The sequence below is a fragment of the Microbacterium pseudoresistens genome (genome assembly GCF_013409745.1).
GTDB classification, from domain to species: domain Bacteria; phylum Actinomycetota; class Actinomycetes; order Actinomycetales; family Microbacteriaceae; genus Microbacterium; species Microbacterium pseudoresistens.
The window spans coordinates 2,263,865-2,280,871 of sequence record NZ_JACCBH010000001.1 but is presented as its reverse complement, the minus strand read 5'-3'; the positions used below and the strand labels follow the sequence as shown (position 1 = coordinate 2,280,871).

Genomic DNA, 17,007 nt, shown 5'->3' with positions numbered 1-17,007 from the left:
TTACGCCTGGAGACGCGCGATCACAGCGTCGCCGACCTCGGTGGTCGTGCGCGTGCCCGCGCGCTCGGCGATGTCGGCCTCCACGGCGTGACGCACGCGCGTGGCCTCGTCGAACAGCTCTAGATGATCGAGCAGCAGCGCCACCGAGAGGATCGCCGCGGTGGGGTCGGCCTTCTGTTGCCCCGCGATGTCAGGAGCCGAGCCGTGCACCGGCTCGAACATCGACGGGCTGACGCGGTCGGGGTTGATGTTTCCCGACGCAGCGAGCCCGATGCCACCGGTGACGGCACCGGCGAGATCGGTGAGGATGTCGCCGAACAGGTTGTCGGTGACGATCACGTCGAAGCGCGAGGGGTCGGTGACGAGGAAGATCGTCGCCGCGTCCACGTGCAGATAGTCGACCTCGATGTCGGGGTGCTCGGCGGCGACGGCATCGACGATCCGCTTCCACATGCCGCCGGCGTGCACGAGCACGTTGGTCTTGTGCACGAGGGTGAGCTTCTTGCGACGCCGGGCGGCGAGCGCGAACGCGTGGCGCACGACCCGCTCCACGCCGTAAGCGGTGTTCACGCTCGTCTCATTGGCGACCTCGTGCGCGGTGCCGGTGCGGATGGATCCACCGTTGCCGACGTACGGCCCCTCGGTGCCCTCGCGGACCACGACGAAGTCGACCTCGCCCGGATCGGCCAGCGGTCCCGGCGCCCCCGCGTACAGCGTCGACGGGCGCAGGTTGACGTAGTGATCGAGCTCGAAGCGCAGCCTGAGCAGCAGACCGCGCTCGATGTTCGCATCCTTCAGACGCGGGTCGCCGGGCACGCCGCCCACGGCGCCGAGCAGGATCGCGTCGTGCGCGCGGATCGCCTCGAGGTCGTCGTCTGTGAGCGTGTCGCCCGTCTCGAGGTAGCGCGTCGCGCCCAGCGAGAAAGGAGTCTTCTCGAACACGACCGCGCTGTCGGTGGTCACAGCGTCGAGCACGCGCTCGGCTTGGGCGACGACCTCGGGACCGATGCCGTCTCCGGGGATGACGGCGAGCTTCACGACACGCGACATGGCTCTCCTTGCACAGCGGTGTTGCACGATGGTGCCCCGCACGGGCGGGATTCCAGCGTATCGGCCCGCGACGCCGGCACCGTCACCGTGTGACGGGTAGGTTGCCGTCATCCCGGTCGCAGCGGTGCTCAGTGCTCGTCGACGACCCGGATCGCCGACGTCGAGGCCGCATCGACCTCGGCCGCCGAACGGCGCAGCGTGACCGCGGCGATCACGACGGCGACGAAGACGAGGGCCGCGCCCAGGTACGACACGACCGTGACGCCGGATTCGAAGGCCGCGGCCGCCGCATCCCGCACCTGCGCGGCAAGCTTCGAGGGCAGTCCGTCGGCGACGACGTGCGCCCCGGCCAGGGTTTCGCGCGCGTCGGCTGCGGACGCGGCATCGAGCCCCGCCGGCAGCACGAGCAAGGAGCGGTAGATCGCCGTGATGAGCCCGCCCAGCACCGCGGTGCCGAGCACGGCACCGAGCTCGTACGCGGTCTCCGACACGGCGCTGGCCGCGCCCGCCTTCGACGACGGCGCGTTGCTGAGGATGAGCTCGTTCGACACCGTCTCGGCCGCGCCGATGCCGATCCCCAGGGCCGCGAACGCGGCGACCAGGGGAAGCACGCCGTGATCGGCGGTCGCCAGAGCGACGGCGATGTAGCCGACGACGGAGAACAGCAGGGCCACGGGGATCAGCACGTGCGGTGCTACGCGGCGGGCGATCGGCACCACGACGAGGCCGGCGATGACGGTCGCCGCCATCCCGGGCACCAGTGCGAGCCCCGACTGCATGGGCGAAAGGCCCAGGATGAGCTGCAGATGCTGCGAGACGAAGTAGATGAAGCCCACCAGCGCCACGACGCTCAGCAGGTTCACGAGGATCGCACCGCTGAACGAGCCGCGACGGAACAGCGCCATGTCGAGCATCGGGTCGTCGGAACGCAGCTGGCGGCGCACGAACAGCATGCCCATGACCAGACCGAGCAGAGCCCACAGCCCCGCGACGACGGTCGGACCGTCGACGGCGAGCGCCTTGATCGCGTAGACGATGGGGATCATCGTGGCCATCGACAGCGCGATGCTCACGACGTCGACGCGCCCGGCGTCGGGCGTACGGCTCTCCGGAACGAGCAGCGGCGCGCCGATGAGCAGCGGGATGAGCACGGGCACGGCGAGCAGGAAGACCGAACCCCAGCCGAAGTGCTCCAGCAGGAGTCCGCCGACGATCGGGCCGAGCGCCGAACCGGCGGAGAACGCCGATGCCCATACGGCAATGGCCAGGCGACGCTGGTCGCGGTCGCGGAAGATCGTGCGCAGCAGCGACAAGGTCGATGGCATGAGCATCGCGCCGAACACCCCGAGCAGGGCGCGGGCGGCGATGAGCAGGATCGCCGTGGGAGCGAAGGCGGCGAGGATGGAGAGGACGGCGAACCCGGTCGAGCCGATCAGCAGCATCCGGCGGCGGCCGAAGCGGTCGCCGAGCGAGCCCATCGTCACCAGAAGGCCCGCGAGCACCAGCGGGTACACGTCGATGATCCACAGCTGCTCCGCGCTCGACGGAGCGAGCGCGAGCGAGATCTCGGGCAGGGCGAACGCGAGCACGGTGTTGTCGACCGAGACGAGCAGCACCGGCAGCATGAGCACCACCAGCGCCAGCCAGGCACGCGCACCGGCGCGGGTGGGCGCGGCGGTGTCGATCGTCGTCACGGGCATCAGTTCCTCCAGAGTTACTATACCGTCCAGCTGGTATAGTAATGGAAGACGTCTCGCTGTTCCTGAGCAGATTCCGTGCACGCGCAGCACCTCGCCCGAAGAGAGGAAGCCATGGCCCGCCCCCCACGCGCCCGCGAACGCGTTCTCGATGCCTTCGAAACGCTGCTCATCGACGAGGGCGAGCGCGCCGCGACCCTGGAGGCGACGGCGAAGGCCGCCGATGTGTCGAAGGGCGGCCTGCTCTACCACTTCGCGTCGAAGGACGAGCTGGCCGACGGCCTCATCGAACGCGCGACGATACTCGCCGACGACGACCTCGAACGCATGTCGACGGCGTCCGACGGTCCTGTGTCCTATTTCCTGCGCACGTCGATCATGGAGGGCTCACCGCTCGATCGCGCGCTCATCGCGGTCTCGCGGCTGGCCCAGAGCGGGGTCGTCGAGGCGGGCGACGCGCTGCGCCGCATCCGCCGGTCGTGGTCGACGGCGCTGCGCCCGCACGTGCGCGATGACACCGCGCTCGATCTGGTGATGCTGGTCAGCGACGGGCTGTACTACAACAACGCGCTGGATGCGGCGGGAGACGGCAGCGGAGCCCTCGCCGCCCCCGTGCCCGAAGGAGAAGCCCTGAACCGGCTCATCGCGCTGGTGCTCGACGCCGTCGAGTGACGAAGACTCGTCAGATCTCGGTGATCTCGATCTGACGGAGCACGTCGGCGCCGATCGCGTCGCGCACCTCGTCGAGCAGTTCGTCCGACACCGGCGAGTCGAGGGTCAGCACGCTCAGCGCCTGCCCGCCCTCGGCCTCGCGCGAGATCTGCATCCCCGCGATGTTGATGCCCGCCTCACCGAAGCGCTGGCCGTAGACGGCGACGATCCCGGGGCGGTCGGTGTAGAGCATGACCACGTGGTGCGTGCCGATGGGCAGCTCCACGGCGTGCTCGTTGATCGCGACGAGCTTCTCGATCTGCTTCGGCCCGGTCAGCGTTCCCGACACGGCGAGCTGGGTGCCGTCAGAGAGCGCACCGCGCAGCGTGATGACGTTGCGGTACTCCTCGCTCACCTCGTCCTGCACCAGCCGCACGGCCACCCCGCGCTGCTCGGCGAGCAGCGGAGCGTTCACGTACGACACGGTCTCGCTGACGATGTTGGTGAACACGCCCTTGAGCGCGGCGAGCTTGAGCACGCTCACGTCGTAGTCGTTCAGCTCGCCGTGCACCTCGACGTCGAGACTCGTCAGCGGCGAGCCGGCGAGGGCCGCGAAGATCTGACCCAGCTTCTCCACGAGCGGGATGCCGGGGCGCACGTACGGGTCGATGACGCCGCCGGCGACGTTGACGGCATCCGGCACGAGATCTCCGCCGAGTGCGAGGCGCACCGAGCGCGCCACCGAGACGCCCGCCTTCTCCTGCGCCTCGTCGGTGCTCGCACCAAGGTGAGGCGTGACGACGACATTGGGCAGGGCCGTCAACTGCGCCGCCGCAGAACCCTCGGCGGGCGGCTCAGCCGAGAAGACGTCGAGTCCGGCCCCGGCGATCTCGTTCGCCTTCAGCCCCTCCAGCAGCGCCTCCTCGTCGATGAGTCCGCCGCGGGCGACGTTCACCACGTAGGCGGTCGGCTTCATGGCCTTCAACTGCTCGGCACCGATCATCCCCGTGGTCTCGGGCGTCTTCGGCATGTGGATGGTGAGGAAGTCGGCCTCGGCCACCAGCTCGTCGAGCGAGAGCAGCTGCACGCCGAGCTGCTGGGCACGTGCGCTCGTGACGTAGGGGTCATACGCGACCACGCGCATGTCGAACGCGGCGAGCCGCGCGGCGACCAGCGCTCCGATACGACCGAGACCCACGATGCCGACGGTCTTCTCGAAGAGCTCGACGCCGGTGAACGAACTGCGCTTCCACTCGCCCGCCGACAGCGAGGCGTGCGCGGCGGGGATGCGACGGGCAAGGCTCAGGATGTGGCCGACGGTGAGCTCTGCGGCCGAGACGATGTTCGACGTCGGCGCGTTGACGACCATGACGCCTGCCGTCGTGGCGGCCTTGATGTCGACGTTGTCCAAACCTACGCCGGCGCGGGCGACCACCTTGAGGCGGGGGGCGTGCGAGAGCGCCTCGGCATCGATCTTCGTCGCCGATCGCACGAGCACGGCATCCGCATCCGCGAGCGCGGCGAACAGCGCAGGGCGATCCGTGCCATCGACTGAACGCACATCGAAGTCGGGGCCGAGGGCCTCGATCGTGGCTGGCGAGAGCACCTCGGCGAGGAGGACGACGGGCTTTGCGGCGGACTGATTCGACACAGGTATCCTTCGGGGCAGCGCGGGAGGGGCCGACGCGCCGCACACACCGTCGGGGGCGCGATCGGTCACACTCTACCGGAGCAGCGGGCCGCGCCCCGACCGTGTGACGCGCCGCTCACGCCGTGAGCAGTGCCGCCGGGTTGAGCACCGAGTAGCCGATCACGTCGAGCCAGAACACGGCGACCAGGCCGAGACCGGCCAGCAGCGCGACCGACACCCCGAGCACGCCGCGGCGCCGGCCCACCGCCAGCGCCCCGAGGTAGACGAGCGCCGGGAACACCACGGCGAACACCAGGGTGAACCATCCCGTGGGGTTCAGCCCCAGATGCGCCATCTGGATGAGATGGAAGATCGCATTCCAGATCGCGTATGCATAGAACAGGCCCGCGAGCCCCATCACCAGATACGACGCCCAGCCGAGCGGCTTGCGCTCGAGAGTCGGCTCCTGCGCGTTCTCGCTCATGCGCCCATCACCCCCGTCATCACGAACGGCCAGGGCACGAGGAGCACCACGCCCGCCACCAGCCACAGGATGCGCTGCCACGGTGCACGCCCTCGCGTGAGCACCCAGGCGGCCAGGAACCACAGCGCGGGCGCGGCGACCGAGATCCAGAACCACGGCAGGTACATCTCGTCCGAGACCAGGAAGCGGGCGCTGGGGCGCAGGTTCATCGCCCCGATCACCCAGCCGACCGTGTAGAGCAGGAACACCCCGCCGATGATCCCGACGCTCAGGAGCGCCCCATTGCCGAGCGGACGATCCCGATCGTCCGACGAGGCGCCGTCGTGCTCGGTGGGCACCTCGTCGGCACCCTTGCCGACGGCCGTCCATCCGGTGGGCAGAGAGGGCGCGGAAGCCCCGCTCTCGTCGCCCTCCCATCGCAGTGCGTCTTCGGGATCGGAGTTCATGCACAACAGAGTAGCGACAGACACCCCGCACGATATGCTCTGGGCATTCGCTGACCCGAGGGGAATCACATGAACGACAGCAAGAACGGCGACGTCGCCAACAGCGCGTCGGATGCTGAGGGGACGGGCAACGACTGGGTTCCGACCGCGACCGCTAAGAAGAAGGCCACGACGTTCCGTTGGATCGCCGTCCTGCTCTGGGTGATCGCGATCGCGCTGGAGGTCGTCGCCATCTTCTGGCTTCTGCGCCAGCGCGAGTTCGTCGGAGAAGACGGGAAGCTCGTCCGCAATCCCGAGAGCGGCCTGCTGGAGACCGAGAACGCCACCGCGCAGTTCCCGCAGTGGGCCTTCATCACCCTGCTGGTGTTCCTGGTCGTCATCGCGATCCTGGCGATCACCGGCTCGGTGCTGTGGAAGAAGGCCAACCGGCTCGACCCCGCCAGGAGGTCCGAGACGGTGCGCTTCTTCGTGCAGAACCAACTGGGCGCGATCATCGCGATCATCGCGTTCCTCCCGCTCGTGATCCTCATCTTCCTGAACAAGGACATGGACAAGGGGCAGAAGACCACGGCGGGCATCATCGGCATCGTCCTCGCCGCCGCAGCCGTCGCCCTGGGAATCGACTACAACCCCGCGTCGGTCGAGCAGTACACGGCCGATCAGTCCACCGTCATCCAGCTGCTCGGCGAGGATCAGGTCGTGTGGGTCGACGGCGGCTCGGTGTACCACGTGTGCGAAGAGGTGTCGGACATCCAGACCGGCAGCGACAAGCGCGTGGGCACCACGGCCGAGGCGATCGAGGCGGGCAAGTCCCGGCTCACGCTGAAGTTCGCCTCCGAGATGCGCGCCTGCGGTCTTGCCATTCCGGCGAACGCCAGCGAGATCGAGGATGCGCTCCGTGACATCCAGGCCGGCAACACCGACACGCGCCTGCCTGCACCGGAGTGGGCCGACCCCGCGGACGCCCCGATCAAGGTCGAGGACGCCGTCCCCGCCACCTGATCTGCGGCACAGACGAAGAATGGGCGCTCCCCCGGGGGGAGCGCCCATTCTTCGTCTGCAGCGGGGTCAGCGCGCGGCGGAACCCTCGACGTAGTCCTCGTCGGTCTGCTTCCAGGCGAACAGCGAGCGCAGCTCCTTGCCGGTGGCCTCGATCGGGTGGCCCTGCTCCTTCTCGCGCAGCTCCAGGAACTCCTTCGCCCCGTTGTCCTGATCGCCGATGAAGCGCGTGGCGAAGGCACCGGACTGGATGTCGCCCAGCACGTCCTTCATCCGCTGCTTCACGCCCTCGTCGACGATGCGCGGGCCCGAGACGTAGTCGCCGAACTCGGCCGTGTCGGAGATCGACCAGCGCTGCTTGGCGATGCCGCCCTCCCACATGAGGTCGACGATGAGCTTGAGCTCGTGCAGCACCTCGAAGTAGGCGATCTGCGGCTGGTAGCCCGCCTCGACGAGCGTCTCGAAGCCGGCCTGCACGAGGTGGCTCATGCCGCCGCACAGCACGGCCTGCTCGCCGAACAGATCGGTCTCGGTCTCTTCGGTGAAGGTCGTCTTGATGACGCCGGCACGGGTGCCGCCGATCGCCTTCGCGTACGAGAGAGCGACGCTCCACGCCTCACCCGACGCGTCGCGCTCGACGGCGATGATGTCGGGGATGCCGCGCCCGGCGACGAACTCGCGGCGCACGGTGTGGCCGGGAGCCTTCGGGGCGATGAGGATGACGTCCACGCCCTCGGGCGCGTCGATGTAGCCGAAGCGGATGTTGAACCCGTGCGCGAAGGCGAGGGTCTTGCCCGCGCTGAGGTTCGGCGCGATCGACTCGCTGTAGATGCCGCGCTGGTGCTGGTCCGGCGCGAGGATCATGATGAGGTCGGCCCACTGCGTCGCCTCGGCGACCGTCTTGACCGGGAATCCGGCCTCCTCCGCCTTGGCTGCGGACTTCGAGCCGTCCTTGAGGGCGATCGCGACCTCGACGCCCGAGTCGCGCAGGTTCATCGCGTGCGCGTGCCCCTGCGACCCGTAGCCGACGATGGCGACCTTCTTGTTCTGGATGATCGACAGGTCGGCGTCGTCGTCGTAGAAGATCTCGGTGCTCACTGGTGTTTCTCCTTGATTGTGGTTCTGAGGTTCGTGGGATCTGTTCGTGGGATCAGGGTCAGCCGCGCAGTACGCGCTCGGTGATGCTCTTGCCTCCGCGGCCGATCGCGAGCAGGCCGGATTGGGCCAGCTCCTTGATCCCGAAGGGCTCGAGCGCTCTCAGCAGAGCCTCGACCTTTCCCCTGTCTCCCGTGACCTCGACGACGACCGCATCCGGGGCGTAGTCGACCACGGAGGCCCGGAAGAGGTTGATGACTTCGAGGACGTTGGACCGGTTCGCGTTGTCGGTGCGCACTTTGATCAGCATGTGCTCGCGCTGGACCGAGGCTGCGGGCTCCAGCTCGACGATCTTGATGACGTTGATCAGCTTGTTCAACTGCTTGGTGACCTGCTCCAGCGGGAATGCGTCGACGTCGACGACGACCGTGATCCGGGAGACGCCCGGGACCTCGGTGACGCCCACGGCGAGGGATTCGATGTTGAAGCTGCGGCGGGCGAACAGCCCGGCGACACGGGTGAGAAGACCGGGACGGTCTTCGACGAGCAGACTCAGCACGTGGGTCGACATGGCTCAGACCTCCTCTTCGAACGACGGCGCGTGTTCGCGCGCGTACTGCACGTAGCTGTTGCTCACGCCCTGCGGCACCATCGGCCACACCATCGCATCGGCGCTGACGACGAAGTCGATCACGACGGGCCGATCATTGGTCTCCAGCGCCGTCTTGATCGCCGCGTCGACCTCATCCTCCTTCTCCACGCGCAGCGCCAGGCATCCGTATGCCTCGGCGAGCTTGACGAAGTCGGGGATGCGCACCGTGCCGTGCCCCGTGTTGAGATCGGTGTTGGAGTGGCGCCCGTCGAAGAACAGCGTCTGCCACTGGCGCACCATCCCCAACGAGGAGTTGTTGATGATCGCCACCTTGATGGGGATGTTGTTGAGCACGCAGGTGGCGAGCTCCTGGTTCGTCATCTGGAAGCAGCCGTCGCCGTCGATCGACCAGACCACGCGGTCGGGCTCGGCGATCTTGGCGCCCATGGCGGCGGGCACCGAGTATCCCATCGTGCCCGCTCCCCCGGAGTTGAGCCACGAGTTCGGGCGCTCGTACTTGATGAACTGCGCGGCCCACATCTGGTGCTGGCCGACACCGGCGGCGTACACGGCCTCGGGCCCGGTGAGCTCGCCGATGCGCTGGATGACGTGCTGCGGCGAGAGCAGGCCGTCTTCGGTCGGGGCGAACCCGAGCGGGAACTCGGCCTTCAGCCCGTCGAGATACGACCACCACTCCGCGGTGTCGGGCTTGTCCCGGCCCGTGATGCCGCGGAAGGCGGCCTCGAGATCCACGATCACCTCGCGCACGTCTCCCACGATCGGCACGTCGGCGGTGCGGATCTTGGAGATCTCGGCCGGGTCGATGTCGACGTGCACGATCTTGGCGTGCGGGGCGAAGCCGTCGAGCTTGCCGGTGACGCGGTCGTCGAAGCGGGCACCCAGGGCGACGATGAGGTCGGACTCCTGCAACGCGAGCACAGCGGGGACGGCGCCGTGCATACCGGGCATGCCCAGGTGCTGCGGATGCGAGTCGGGGAAGGCGCCTCGTGCCATCAGCGTGGTCACGACGGGCGCCCCGGTCAGCTCCGCCAGGCTCAGCAGCTCAGGGGCCGCGTGGGCGCGGATCACGCCGCCGCCCACGTACAGCACGGGCTTGCGCGCTTCGGCGATCATCGTCGCCGCAGCCTGGATCTGCTTGCCGTGCGCCTTGGTCACCGGGCGGTAGCCGGGGAGGTCGACCTTGGGCGGCCACACGAACGGCGCCTCGTCCTGCTGGGCGTCCTTCGTGATGTCCACGAGCACCGGGCCGGGGCGACCGGTGCCGGCGATCTCGAACGCCGCGGCGATCGCCCCGGGGATCTCCTCCGGCGTCTTCACGAGGAAGGAGTGCTTGGTCACCGGCATGGTGATACCCACGATGTCCGCCTCCTGGAACGCATCGGTGCCCATGAGGTGGCTGAATACCTGCCCGGTGATGCACACCATCGGCACGGAGTCCATGTAGGCGTCGGCGATCGCCGTGACGAGGTTCGTCGCGCCGGGACCGGAGGTGGCGATCGCGACGCCCGTCTTGCCGGATGCCGAGGCGTAGCCCTCGGCCGCGTGACCGGCGCCCTGCTCATGGCGCACGAGGATGTGACGCACGGCCTCGTCGTCCATCAGCGGGTCGTAGACGGGCATGATCGCGCCGCCCGGGATGCCGAAGACGTCGGTGACGCCGAGCAGGTCGAGCGTGCGGACGACCGCCTGGGCCCCGGTGAGCACGGGCGGACCGGCGGGCTTGGCGGGTGGACGGGGAACGGCGGGTGCTGTGTCAGCGGTCATCGGTTTCCTTGCGATGGTGATCGACGGTGCGCGAAGCGGGCAGAGGCCGCACGCGGCTAACCGGTCGTGGCGCCCTCGGCGGCGGAGCGCACCAGACGGGAGTATTTGGCAAGAACGCCTCGGGTGTAGCGCGGGGGAAGCGGCTCCCAGCCGGAACGGCGGGAGGCGAGCTCTGCCTCATCGACGAGTAGGTCGAGAGAGCGAGCTGCGATATCGACCCGTATCAGATCACCATCGCGCACGAAGGCGATCGGACCTGCGTCGACCGCTTCGGGTGCTATGTGGCCGATGCACAGGCCGGTTGTGCCGCCTGAGAATCGCCCGTCCGTCAAGAGTAATACATCTTTTCCGAGCCCTGCGCCCTTGATGGCGGCGGTGATCGCGAGCATCTCGCGCATCCCCGGACCGCCCTTGGGGCCCTCGTAGCGGATGACGATCACGGAGCCCGGATCGATGGTTCCCTCGGCGACGGCGTCCATGGCGGTGCGTTCGCGCTCGAACACGCGGGCGGGTCCCTCGAAGACGGTGGCGTCGAATCCGGCGGTCTTGACGACGGCACCCTCGGGAGCGAGCGTTCCATGCAGGATGGTCAGGCCGCCGGTGGCGTGGATCGGGTTGTCGAACGTGTGGATGACCTCGCCGTCGAGGGGATCCGGGTCGAGGTCGGCGAGGTTCTCGGCGAGCGTCTTGCCCGTGACGGTGAGCGCGTCGCCGTGCAGCAGGCCCTCATCGAGCATCGCCTTCATGATGACGGGGATGCCGCCGTGACGGTCGACGTCGTTCATGACGTACTTGCCGAAGGGCTTCATGTCGGCCACGTGCGGAACTTTGTCGCCGATGCGGTTGAAGTCGTGCAGGCTCAGGTCGACCTCTGCCTCGCGGGCGATCGCGAGCAGGTGCAGGACGACGTTGGTCGAGCCGCCGAGTGCCATGGCGAGCGCGACCGCGTTCTCGAACGCCTCCTTGGTGAGGATGTCACCAGTGGTGATCCCCTGCCGCAGCAGGTTCACCACGGCTTCACCCGAACGGTGCGCGAAGTAATCGCGGCGACGGTCGGCAGCCGGCGGCGCAGCCGACCCGGGCAGGCTGAGGCCCAGCGCCTCGGCGACCGACGCCATCGTGTTGGCCGTGTACATGCCGCCGCAGGCGCCCTCGCCGGGTGCGATCGCGCACTCGATGCGCTTGAGGTCTTCCTCGCTCATGAGCCCCGCGCGGCAGGCCCCAACGGCCTCGAACGAGTCGATGATCGTGACGTCCTTCTCGGTGCCGTCCGAGAGCTTCACCCAGCCTGGCGCGATCGACCCGGCATAGAGGAAGACGCTGGAGAGATCGAGGCGCGCACTGGCCATGAGCATGCCGGGGATCGACTTGTCGCAGCCGGCCAGCAGCACGCTGCCGTCGAGGCGCTCGGCCATCATCACGGTCTCCACGGAGTCAGCGATGACCTCGCGCGACACGAGCGAGAAGTGCATGCCCTCGTGACCCATCGAGATGCCGTCGGAGACGGAGATCGTGCCGAACTGCAGCGGATATCCGCCGCCGGAGTGCACACCCTCCTTCGCGCCCTGAGCGAGCCGGTCCAGGCTCAGGTTGCAGGGCGTGATCTCGTTCCAGCTGGAGGCGATGCCGATCTGCGGCTTGTCCCAGTCCTCATCGCCCATCCCGACGGCACGGAGCATGCCTCGGGAGGTCGTGGCCTCGATGCCGTCGGTGACGACGCGGCTGCGGGGCTTGATGTCGGTGTCGGGACGTGCATCGGCGGCGGAATCGTGAGGGGCCATGATCGCAGTCTATTCCTGCGCCGCGCGGCGCTCTCGCGCCAGGGCCACGAGAAGCGCGGGCATCTGCTGCGGGCCGTCGACACGCAGCGTCGCCGCCGTCTGCCCCCCGCCCACTCGCACGCCGAGGTCCTGCGGGGCAAGCGCGGCGAGCGCATCCTCGTCGGTGACGTCGTCGCCCGCGAAGAAGACCGCCGTCGCCGCGAACCGCTCGCGCAGCCGCGCGATAGCCGCGTCCTTGCCCTCGGCCCGCCAGGAGAACTCGAGGATGTGCTTGCCGTTGCGCCGACGCCAGGCAGGAATGCGACGGGCCGCCCACGCATCGACGTCGGCGAACGCGCGCTCCTCGTCGGCGGGCGCGGCCATGCGCCCGTGCACGCCGAACCCGTACGTCTTGGGCTCGTACTCCACCCCCGCGTACGGGGCGAAGACCGCGCGCACCTCCGCGGCGATCTCGGCGGCATCGGCAGGCGGCTCGCCCTCGCCGTCGTCCTCGCCCTCCCCGGGGAACCAGTACTGTGCACCGTGCGAGCCCACCAGGATCACGGGCGAGTCGTCGGTGTGCTCGGAGATCACCTGCAGATCGTTCATCGAGCGCCCGGAGACGAAGGCCACCTGGGTGTCGGGCAGCGCTGCGAGCGCGGCCACGGCGTCTGCGATGCCGGGCAGGGCACGCGCCGACATGGGGTCGTCGACGTGCACCGACACGGTGCCGTCGAAGTCGAGGGCGACGACGAGCCGCGCGGTCGCGGCGAGTGCACGCAGCGCGGGGTCGGCGGTGCCGGGAGTCCAGTCGATCGCCATGTCACTCCGCCTCTGGCCGCACGTGTTCCGAGCGGGCCCGTTCCAGGGCGCCGAGGAACGACGACGACCATGCGGTCACGTCGTTCTCGAGCACGCGCTTGCGCAGCGACCGCATTCGTCTGCTCTGTTCCGCCTCGGGCATCTGCACCGCCGTCATGATCGCCTCCTTGACGCCTTCGATGTCGTGCGGGTTGACCCGCACGGCCTGGCGCAGCTCGTCGGCCGCGCCGGTGAACTCGCTGAGCACGAGCACGCCTCGGTTGTCGGCGCGCGTGGCGACGTACTCCTTGGCGACCAGGTTCATTCCGTCGCGCAACGCGGTGACGAGCATGACGTCGGCGGCGAGGTACAGGGCCACCATCTCCTCCCGCGGGTAGCCCTGATGCAGGTATCGGATGGCGGTGTGATCCATGGTGTCGTGCGTGCCGTTGATGCGGGCGACGGCCACCTCGATCTCATCGCGCAGGTGCATGTAAGCGTCGACGCGCTCGCGACTGGGGCTCGCCACCTGAACGAAGCAGACGTCCTGCACGGACAGGTGTCCCTGATCGAGCAGTTCTCCGAACGCCTTGATGCGGTGCCGGATGCCCTTGGTGTAGTCGAGGCGGTCGACCCCGAGGAGGATCTTCTTCGGGTTGCCCAGGCTCGCCCTGATCTCGGCGGCGCGCTGCCGCACGTCGGGGCGGGCGGCAAGCTCGAGGTAGGGAGCGGTGTCGATGGAGATCGGAAAAGCGCGCGCGGTCACGTGGCGCTCGGATCCGTCATCGTCGACGACGGCCACGCTCGAGCCCTTCACCGCGAAACCCAGCCGTCGGCGCACCGCCGTGAGGAAGTAGGTGGCATCCTGCGCGCGCTGGAAGCCGATGACGTCGGCGCCGAGCACGCCGCGCAGCACCTGATCGCGCCACGGGAGCTGCGCGTACAGCCCGTGCGCGGGGAACGGGATGTGGTGGAAGTAGCCGATCGTCACATCGCCGCGCAGCTCGCGCAGCATCTGCGGCACGAGCTGCAGCTGGTAGTCGTGCACCCAGACCGTGCCGCCGCGTTCGACGGTGTCGGCCGCGGCCTCGGCGAAGCGCCGATTGACCCGCACGTACGCATCCCACCATTCGCGGTGGTACTGGGGCGGGGCGATGACGTCGTGGTACAGCGGCCAGATCGTGTCGTTGGCGAAGCCCTCGTAGTACTCCTCGACATCCTGCTCGGACAGCGCGATGGGCATCAGCCGGATACCGTCGAACACGAACGGCTCGATCTCGAGATCGGGCTGGCCAGCCCACCCCACCCAGGCGCCGTCGACGCTCTGCATCACCGGTTCGAGCGCGGCGACGAGGCCACCAGGCGAGGTGCGCCACTGCTCTTCGCCGTCTGCGGAGAAGATCCGGTCCACGGGCAGGCGGTTGGCGACGACGACGAACTCTGCGGTGGACATGACCGCTCCTCTCGGGAATGGACGGCTCTTCTAGGCTAGCGATCCCGCTGCGGCCGGTGACGGTGGCTGTGCGTCCTCGGGTTCAGGCTCACGTTGACGATCCCCGCCGCCACGATGCTGGCCGCGGCGGCGATGGGCAGCAGCAGCGCGACGCTGGTTCCCGCCTGCTCTGCCACGACCCCGGTGAGCGCCGAGCCGACGGCCTGGCCGACGATGACCGACGAGCCGAGCATCGTCATCACCGTCGCCGAGCGCCCGGCCGGGCTCGCGGCGGTTCCGAAGCCGAACTGGGTCACGAGCGTCGGGCCGATGCCGATCCCCATCACCCCCAGGGCGAGGATCATGCCGCCCACGTCGTTCACGGTGAGCAGGATCAGCGTTCCGCCCAGCAGGATGCCCGCGAACACGAGCCAGCGCAGCCGCAGAGAGAACGCCTGCGGCAACGCCGCGATGCCGAGGGCGAAGATCGCCGACCCGATCCCCATCACGCCGTACAGCAATCCGGCGGCATCCGCCTCGCCGCGGTCGGCCATGAACGCCGTCAGTGCCGTGAGCACGGTGCCGAAGAGGAGGCCCACGCCGAAGATCCCGAACACGACCACGAGCAGCCGGGAGCGGAACAGCTCGGAGACCGATGACGCCGCCCCACCGTCGGCCCGGCGGTGCACCGAGATCCACGATGCCGACGGATGCAGGGCGAAGGCGCCGACCGACAGCAGGCTGAGCGCCGCGCCAATGAGGAGGGGCGCCGCGGGGCCGAGCAGCGACGCCAGAGCCCCCACCACGAAGGGGCCGAAGACGAAGACGGTCTCATCGGCCGCCGACTCGTACGACAGGGTCGACGACAGCGTGCGCGCCCGGCCGGTCTCGGGCATCCGCTCCATGATGAGCGTCACGAGCCGGGAGCGCGACAGCGGCGCGACCTGCGGCGCCGTCGCCCCCACTGCGAAGGCGCTGAGCAGGAGCACGGCGTCGGGAACCGCGGCGTATGCGACGACGGTGAGCAGCACGAGCGCGGCGGCGTTTCCCGCCGCGAGCACGAGCAGCACGGGACGCTGGCCGAATCGGTCGGCGGCCGCACCCAGGAGGGGCCCGAAACAGGCCGTGCCCACCCCGACGGCGGCCGAGGTGAGGCCGGCGAGGGAGACCGAGCCGCGCGCTTCGACGGCGAGGGTGAGCACTCCGACCACGATCATCGCGAACGGAAGCCGGGCGATGAAGGCGATGACGAAGTACGCCGCACCGGCCCGTCGGAACAGGCTGCGGTCGGCGTCGGAATCGCAAGGGCTGGTCGTCGTCATGGCTGGAGGCGGGGCCTTCGGCGACCGCTCGTCCATCGTAGGCGCCGCAGCAACGTGCCCTAGGTTCTTCTCATGGCTCCGCTCGTTTCCGACCTCCCCTCCGTCTCGCAGCGCGCCGGGTCGGCGCGCACCTCTCCCGTGCGCGATCTGCTGGCACTCACCGAGCGCCCGGCGGTGATCTCGTTCGCAGGCGGACTGCCGGCACCGGAGCTGTTCGACGTCGACGGCATCCGTGCGGCGTACGACGCCGTGCTCTCCTCTCCCTCGGTGCTGCAGTATTCGACGTCCGAGGGCGACTCGTCGTTGCGGACGCTCGTCGCGGCTGCTTACACCGCCGACGGCGTGCAGACCTCGGCCGACGACCTCGTGATCACGACCGGCTCGCAGCAGGGGCTCGGCCTGCTCTCCACTGTGCTCGTCGACCCAGGAGACGTCATCCTCGTCGAGGAGCCCTGCTATCTCGCCGCGCTGCAGACCTTCGCGCTGGCGGGAGCCCGCATCGTCGCCGTGCCGCACGGCGACGACGGGATCGATCTGGATGCTCTGGACCGGGCCGCCGCCGTGCATGCGCCGAAGTTCTTCTACATCGTCCCCACCTTCCAGAACCCCACCGGCCGCTCGCACGACGTCGAGGCGCGCCGCGGTATCGCCGCCATCGCCGAACACCGCGGGTTCCGCATCGTCGAAGACGAGCCGTACCGCCAGCTGCGGTACGAAGGCACGGCGCTGCCATCGCTGGCCGCCTTCGCCCCCGACCACGTGCTGAGCCTGGGCAGTTTCTCGAAGGTGATCGCTCCGGGCCTGCGCATCGGCTGGCTGCGCTCCACGGGCGACGTGCGGCGCGCCGCGACGATCGCCAAGCAGGCAGCCGATCTGCACACCTCGACGATCGATCAGGCCGCCGCCGCGCACTACCTCGCCTCCGGGCGGGGCGATGCGGCCCTCGACCGCATCCGCACGGCCTATGCGCAGCGGCGCGACGCCATGCTCGAGGCGCTGTCGGCGCACCTGCCCGCCGGGAGCGCGTGGAATGCGCCGGAGGGTGGAATGTTCCTCTGGGTGCGGCTGCCCGAGGGCGCCGATGCGACGACCGCGCTCACTCATGCCCTCGCCCATGACGTCGCGTTCGTGCCGGGAGCCCCGTTCTACTCGGGTGCCGCCGACCCGCGCACGCTGCGACTGTCGTTCACGACATATGCTCCGGGTCGCATTCACGAGGGAATCCGTCGCCTCGGCGTCGCCCTCGCCGGGTAGCGTGGTCTC

At 69.1% G+C, this 17,007-nt stretch carries 15 protein-coding genes; 3 read left to right on the top strand and 12 right to left on the bottom strand.

Going from position 1 to position 17,007, the window contains the following annotated elements; translation table 11 throughout:
- Together BKA02_RS11240 and BKA02_RS11235 are read right to left on the bottom strand one after the other, a co-directional pair.
- Complete coding sequence (locus BKA02_RS11240) at window positions 1-1,050, bottom strand: 3-isopropylmalate dehydrogenase (RefSeq protein ID WP_179434086.1); 1,050 nt, start codon at window positions 1,048-1,050, stop codon at window positions 1-3.
- Between the two features lie 128 nt (window positions 1,051-1,178).
- Window positions 1,179-2,750, bottom strand: a complete 1,572-nt coding sequence (locus tag BKA02_RS11235) for an MFS transporter (protein WP_179434084.1) — start codon at window positions 2,748-2,750, stop codon at window positions 1,179-1,181.
- Between the two features lie 111 nt (window positions 2,751-2,861).
- On the opposite strand from BKA02_RS11235, the gene BKA02_RS11230 reads away from it, so the two are divergent.
- Entirely contained in the window at window positions 2,862-3,419 is a 558-nt protein-coding gene (locus BKA02_RS11230) for a TetR/AcrR family transcriptional regulator (protein ID WP_179434082.1), read from the top strand.
- Window positions 3,420-3,429: 10 nt separating this feature from the next.
- On the opposite strand, the gene serA is transcribed toward BKA02_RS11230, so the two are convergent.
- The 3 genes from serA to BKA02_RS11215 form a co-directional block, all read right to left on the bottom strand.
- A complete protein-coding gene (gene serA, locus BKA02_RS11225; RefSeq protein WP_179434080.1) occupies window positions 3,430-5,049 on the bottom strand; it encodes a phosphoglycerate dehydrogenase in 1,620 nt (539 codons plus the stop codon).
- Between the two features lie 115 nt (window positions 5,050-5,164).
- Window positions 5,165-5,512, bottom strand: a complete 348-nt coding sequence (locus BKA02_RS11220; RefSeq protein WP_179434078.1) for a hypothetical protein — start codon at window positions 5,510-5,512, stop codon at window positions 5,165-5,167.
- Window positions 5,509-5,958, bottom strand: coding sequence for a hypothetical protein (locus tag BKA02_RS11215; RefSeq protein WP_179434076.1), 450 nt, complete (start codon window positions 5,956-5,958; stop codon window positions 5,509-5,511). The genes BKA02_RS11220 and BKA02_RS11215 overlap by 4 nt, the downstream gene beginning before the upstream one ends.
- Before the next feature lie 69 nt (window positions 5,959-6,027).
- Between BKA02_RS11215 and BKA02_RS11210 the strand changes: the two genes are divergently transcribed.
- Complete coding sequence (locus BKA02_RS11210) at window positions 6,028-6,960, top strand: hypothetical protein (RefSeq protein WP_179434074.1); 933 nt, start codon at window positions 6,028-6,030, stop codon at window positions 6,958-6,960.
- 66 nt (window positions 6,961-7,026) lie between these two features.
- Here the strand turns inward: BKA02_RS11210 and ilvC are convergent, their stop codons facing one another.
- The 7 genes from ilvC to BKA02_RS11175 are packed head-to-tail and all read right to left on the bottom strand — an operon-like array spanning window position 7,027 to window position 15,744.
- Window positions 7,027-8,055: a ketol-acid reductoisomerase gene (gene ilvC / locus BKA02_RS11205; protein ID WP_179434072.1), complete on the bottom strand. Its 1,029-nt coding sequence runs from the start codon at window positions 8,053-8,055 to the stop codon at window positions 7,027-7,029.
- 58 nt (window positions 8,056-8,113) lie between these two features.
- The gene (gene ilvN, locus BKA02_RS11200; protein ID WP_179434070.1) at window positions 8,114-8,623 is read right to left on the bottom strand and encodes an acetolactate synthase small subunit; all 510 of its coding nucleotides are present in this window, start codon (window positions 8,621-8,623) and stop codon (window positions 8,114-8,116) included.
- 3 nt (window positions 8,624-8,626) lie between these two features.
- Window positions 8,627-10,429 carry an acetolactate synthase large subunit gene (locus BKA02_RS11195; RefSeq protein WP_179434068.1) on the bottom strand — a complete coding sequence of 601 codons (1,803 nt, stop codon included), beginning with the start codon at window positions 10,427-10,429 and terminating at the stop codon, window positions 8,627-8,629.
- A gap of 56 nt (window positions 10,430-10,485) precedes the next feature.
- Complete coding sequence (gene ilvD, locus BKA02_RS11190) at window positions 10,486-12,210, bottom strand: dihydroxy-acid dehydratase (protein ID WP_179434066.1); 1,725 nt, start codon at window positions 12,208-12,210, stop codon at window positions 10,486-10,488.
- 9 nt (window positions 12,211-12,219) lie between these two features.
- Entirely contained in the window at window positions 12,220-13,011 is a 792-nt protein-coding gene (gene otsB / locus BKA02_RS11185) for a trehalose-phosphatase (RefSeq protein ID WP_179434064.1), read from the bottom strand.
- 1 nt (window position 13,012) lies between these two features.
- Window positions 13,013-14,443, bottom strand: a complete 1,431-nt coding sequence (locus BKA02_RS11180; protein WP_179434062.1) for an alpha,alpha-trehalose-phosphate synthase (UDP-forming) — start codon at window positions 14,441-14,443, stop codon at window positions 13,013-13,015.
- Window positions 14,444-14,478: 35 nt separating this feature from the next.
- Window positions 14,479-15,744, bottom strand: coding sequence for an MFS transporter (locus tag BKA02_RS11175; RefSeq protein ID WP_179434060.1), 1,266 nt, complete (start codon window positions 15,742-15,744; stop codon window positions 14,479-14,481).
- Window positions 15,745-15,816: 72 nt separating this feature from the next.
- Between BKA02_RS11175 and BKA02_RS11170 the strand changes: the two genes are divergently transcribed.
- Window positions 15,817-16,998 (top strand): aminotransferase-like domain-containing protein, encoded by a 1,182-nt coding sequence (locus tag BKA02_RS11170; protein WP_179434058.1) that lies wholly within the window; start codon window positions 15,817-15,819, stop codon window positions 16,996-16,998.
- Window positions 16,999-17,007 lie beyond the last annotated feature (9 nt).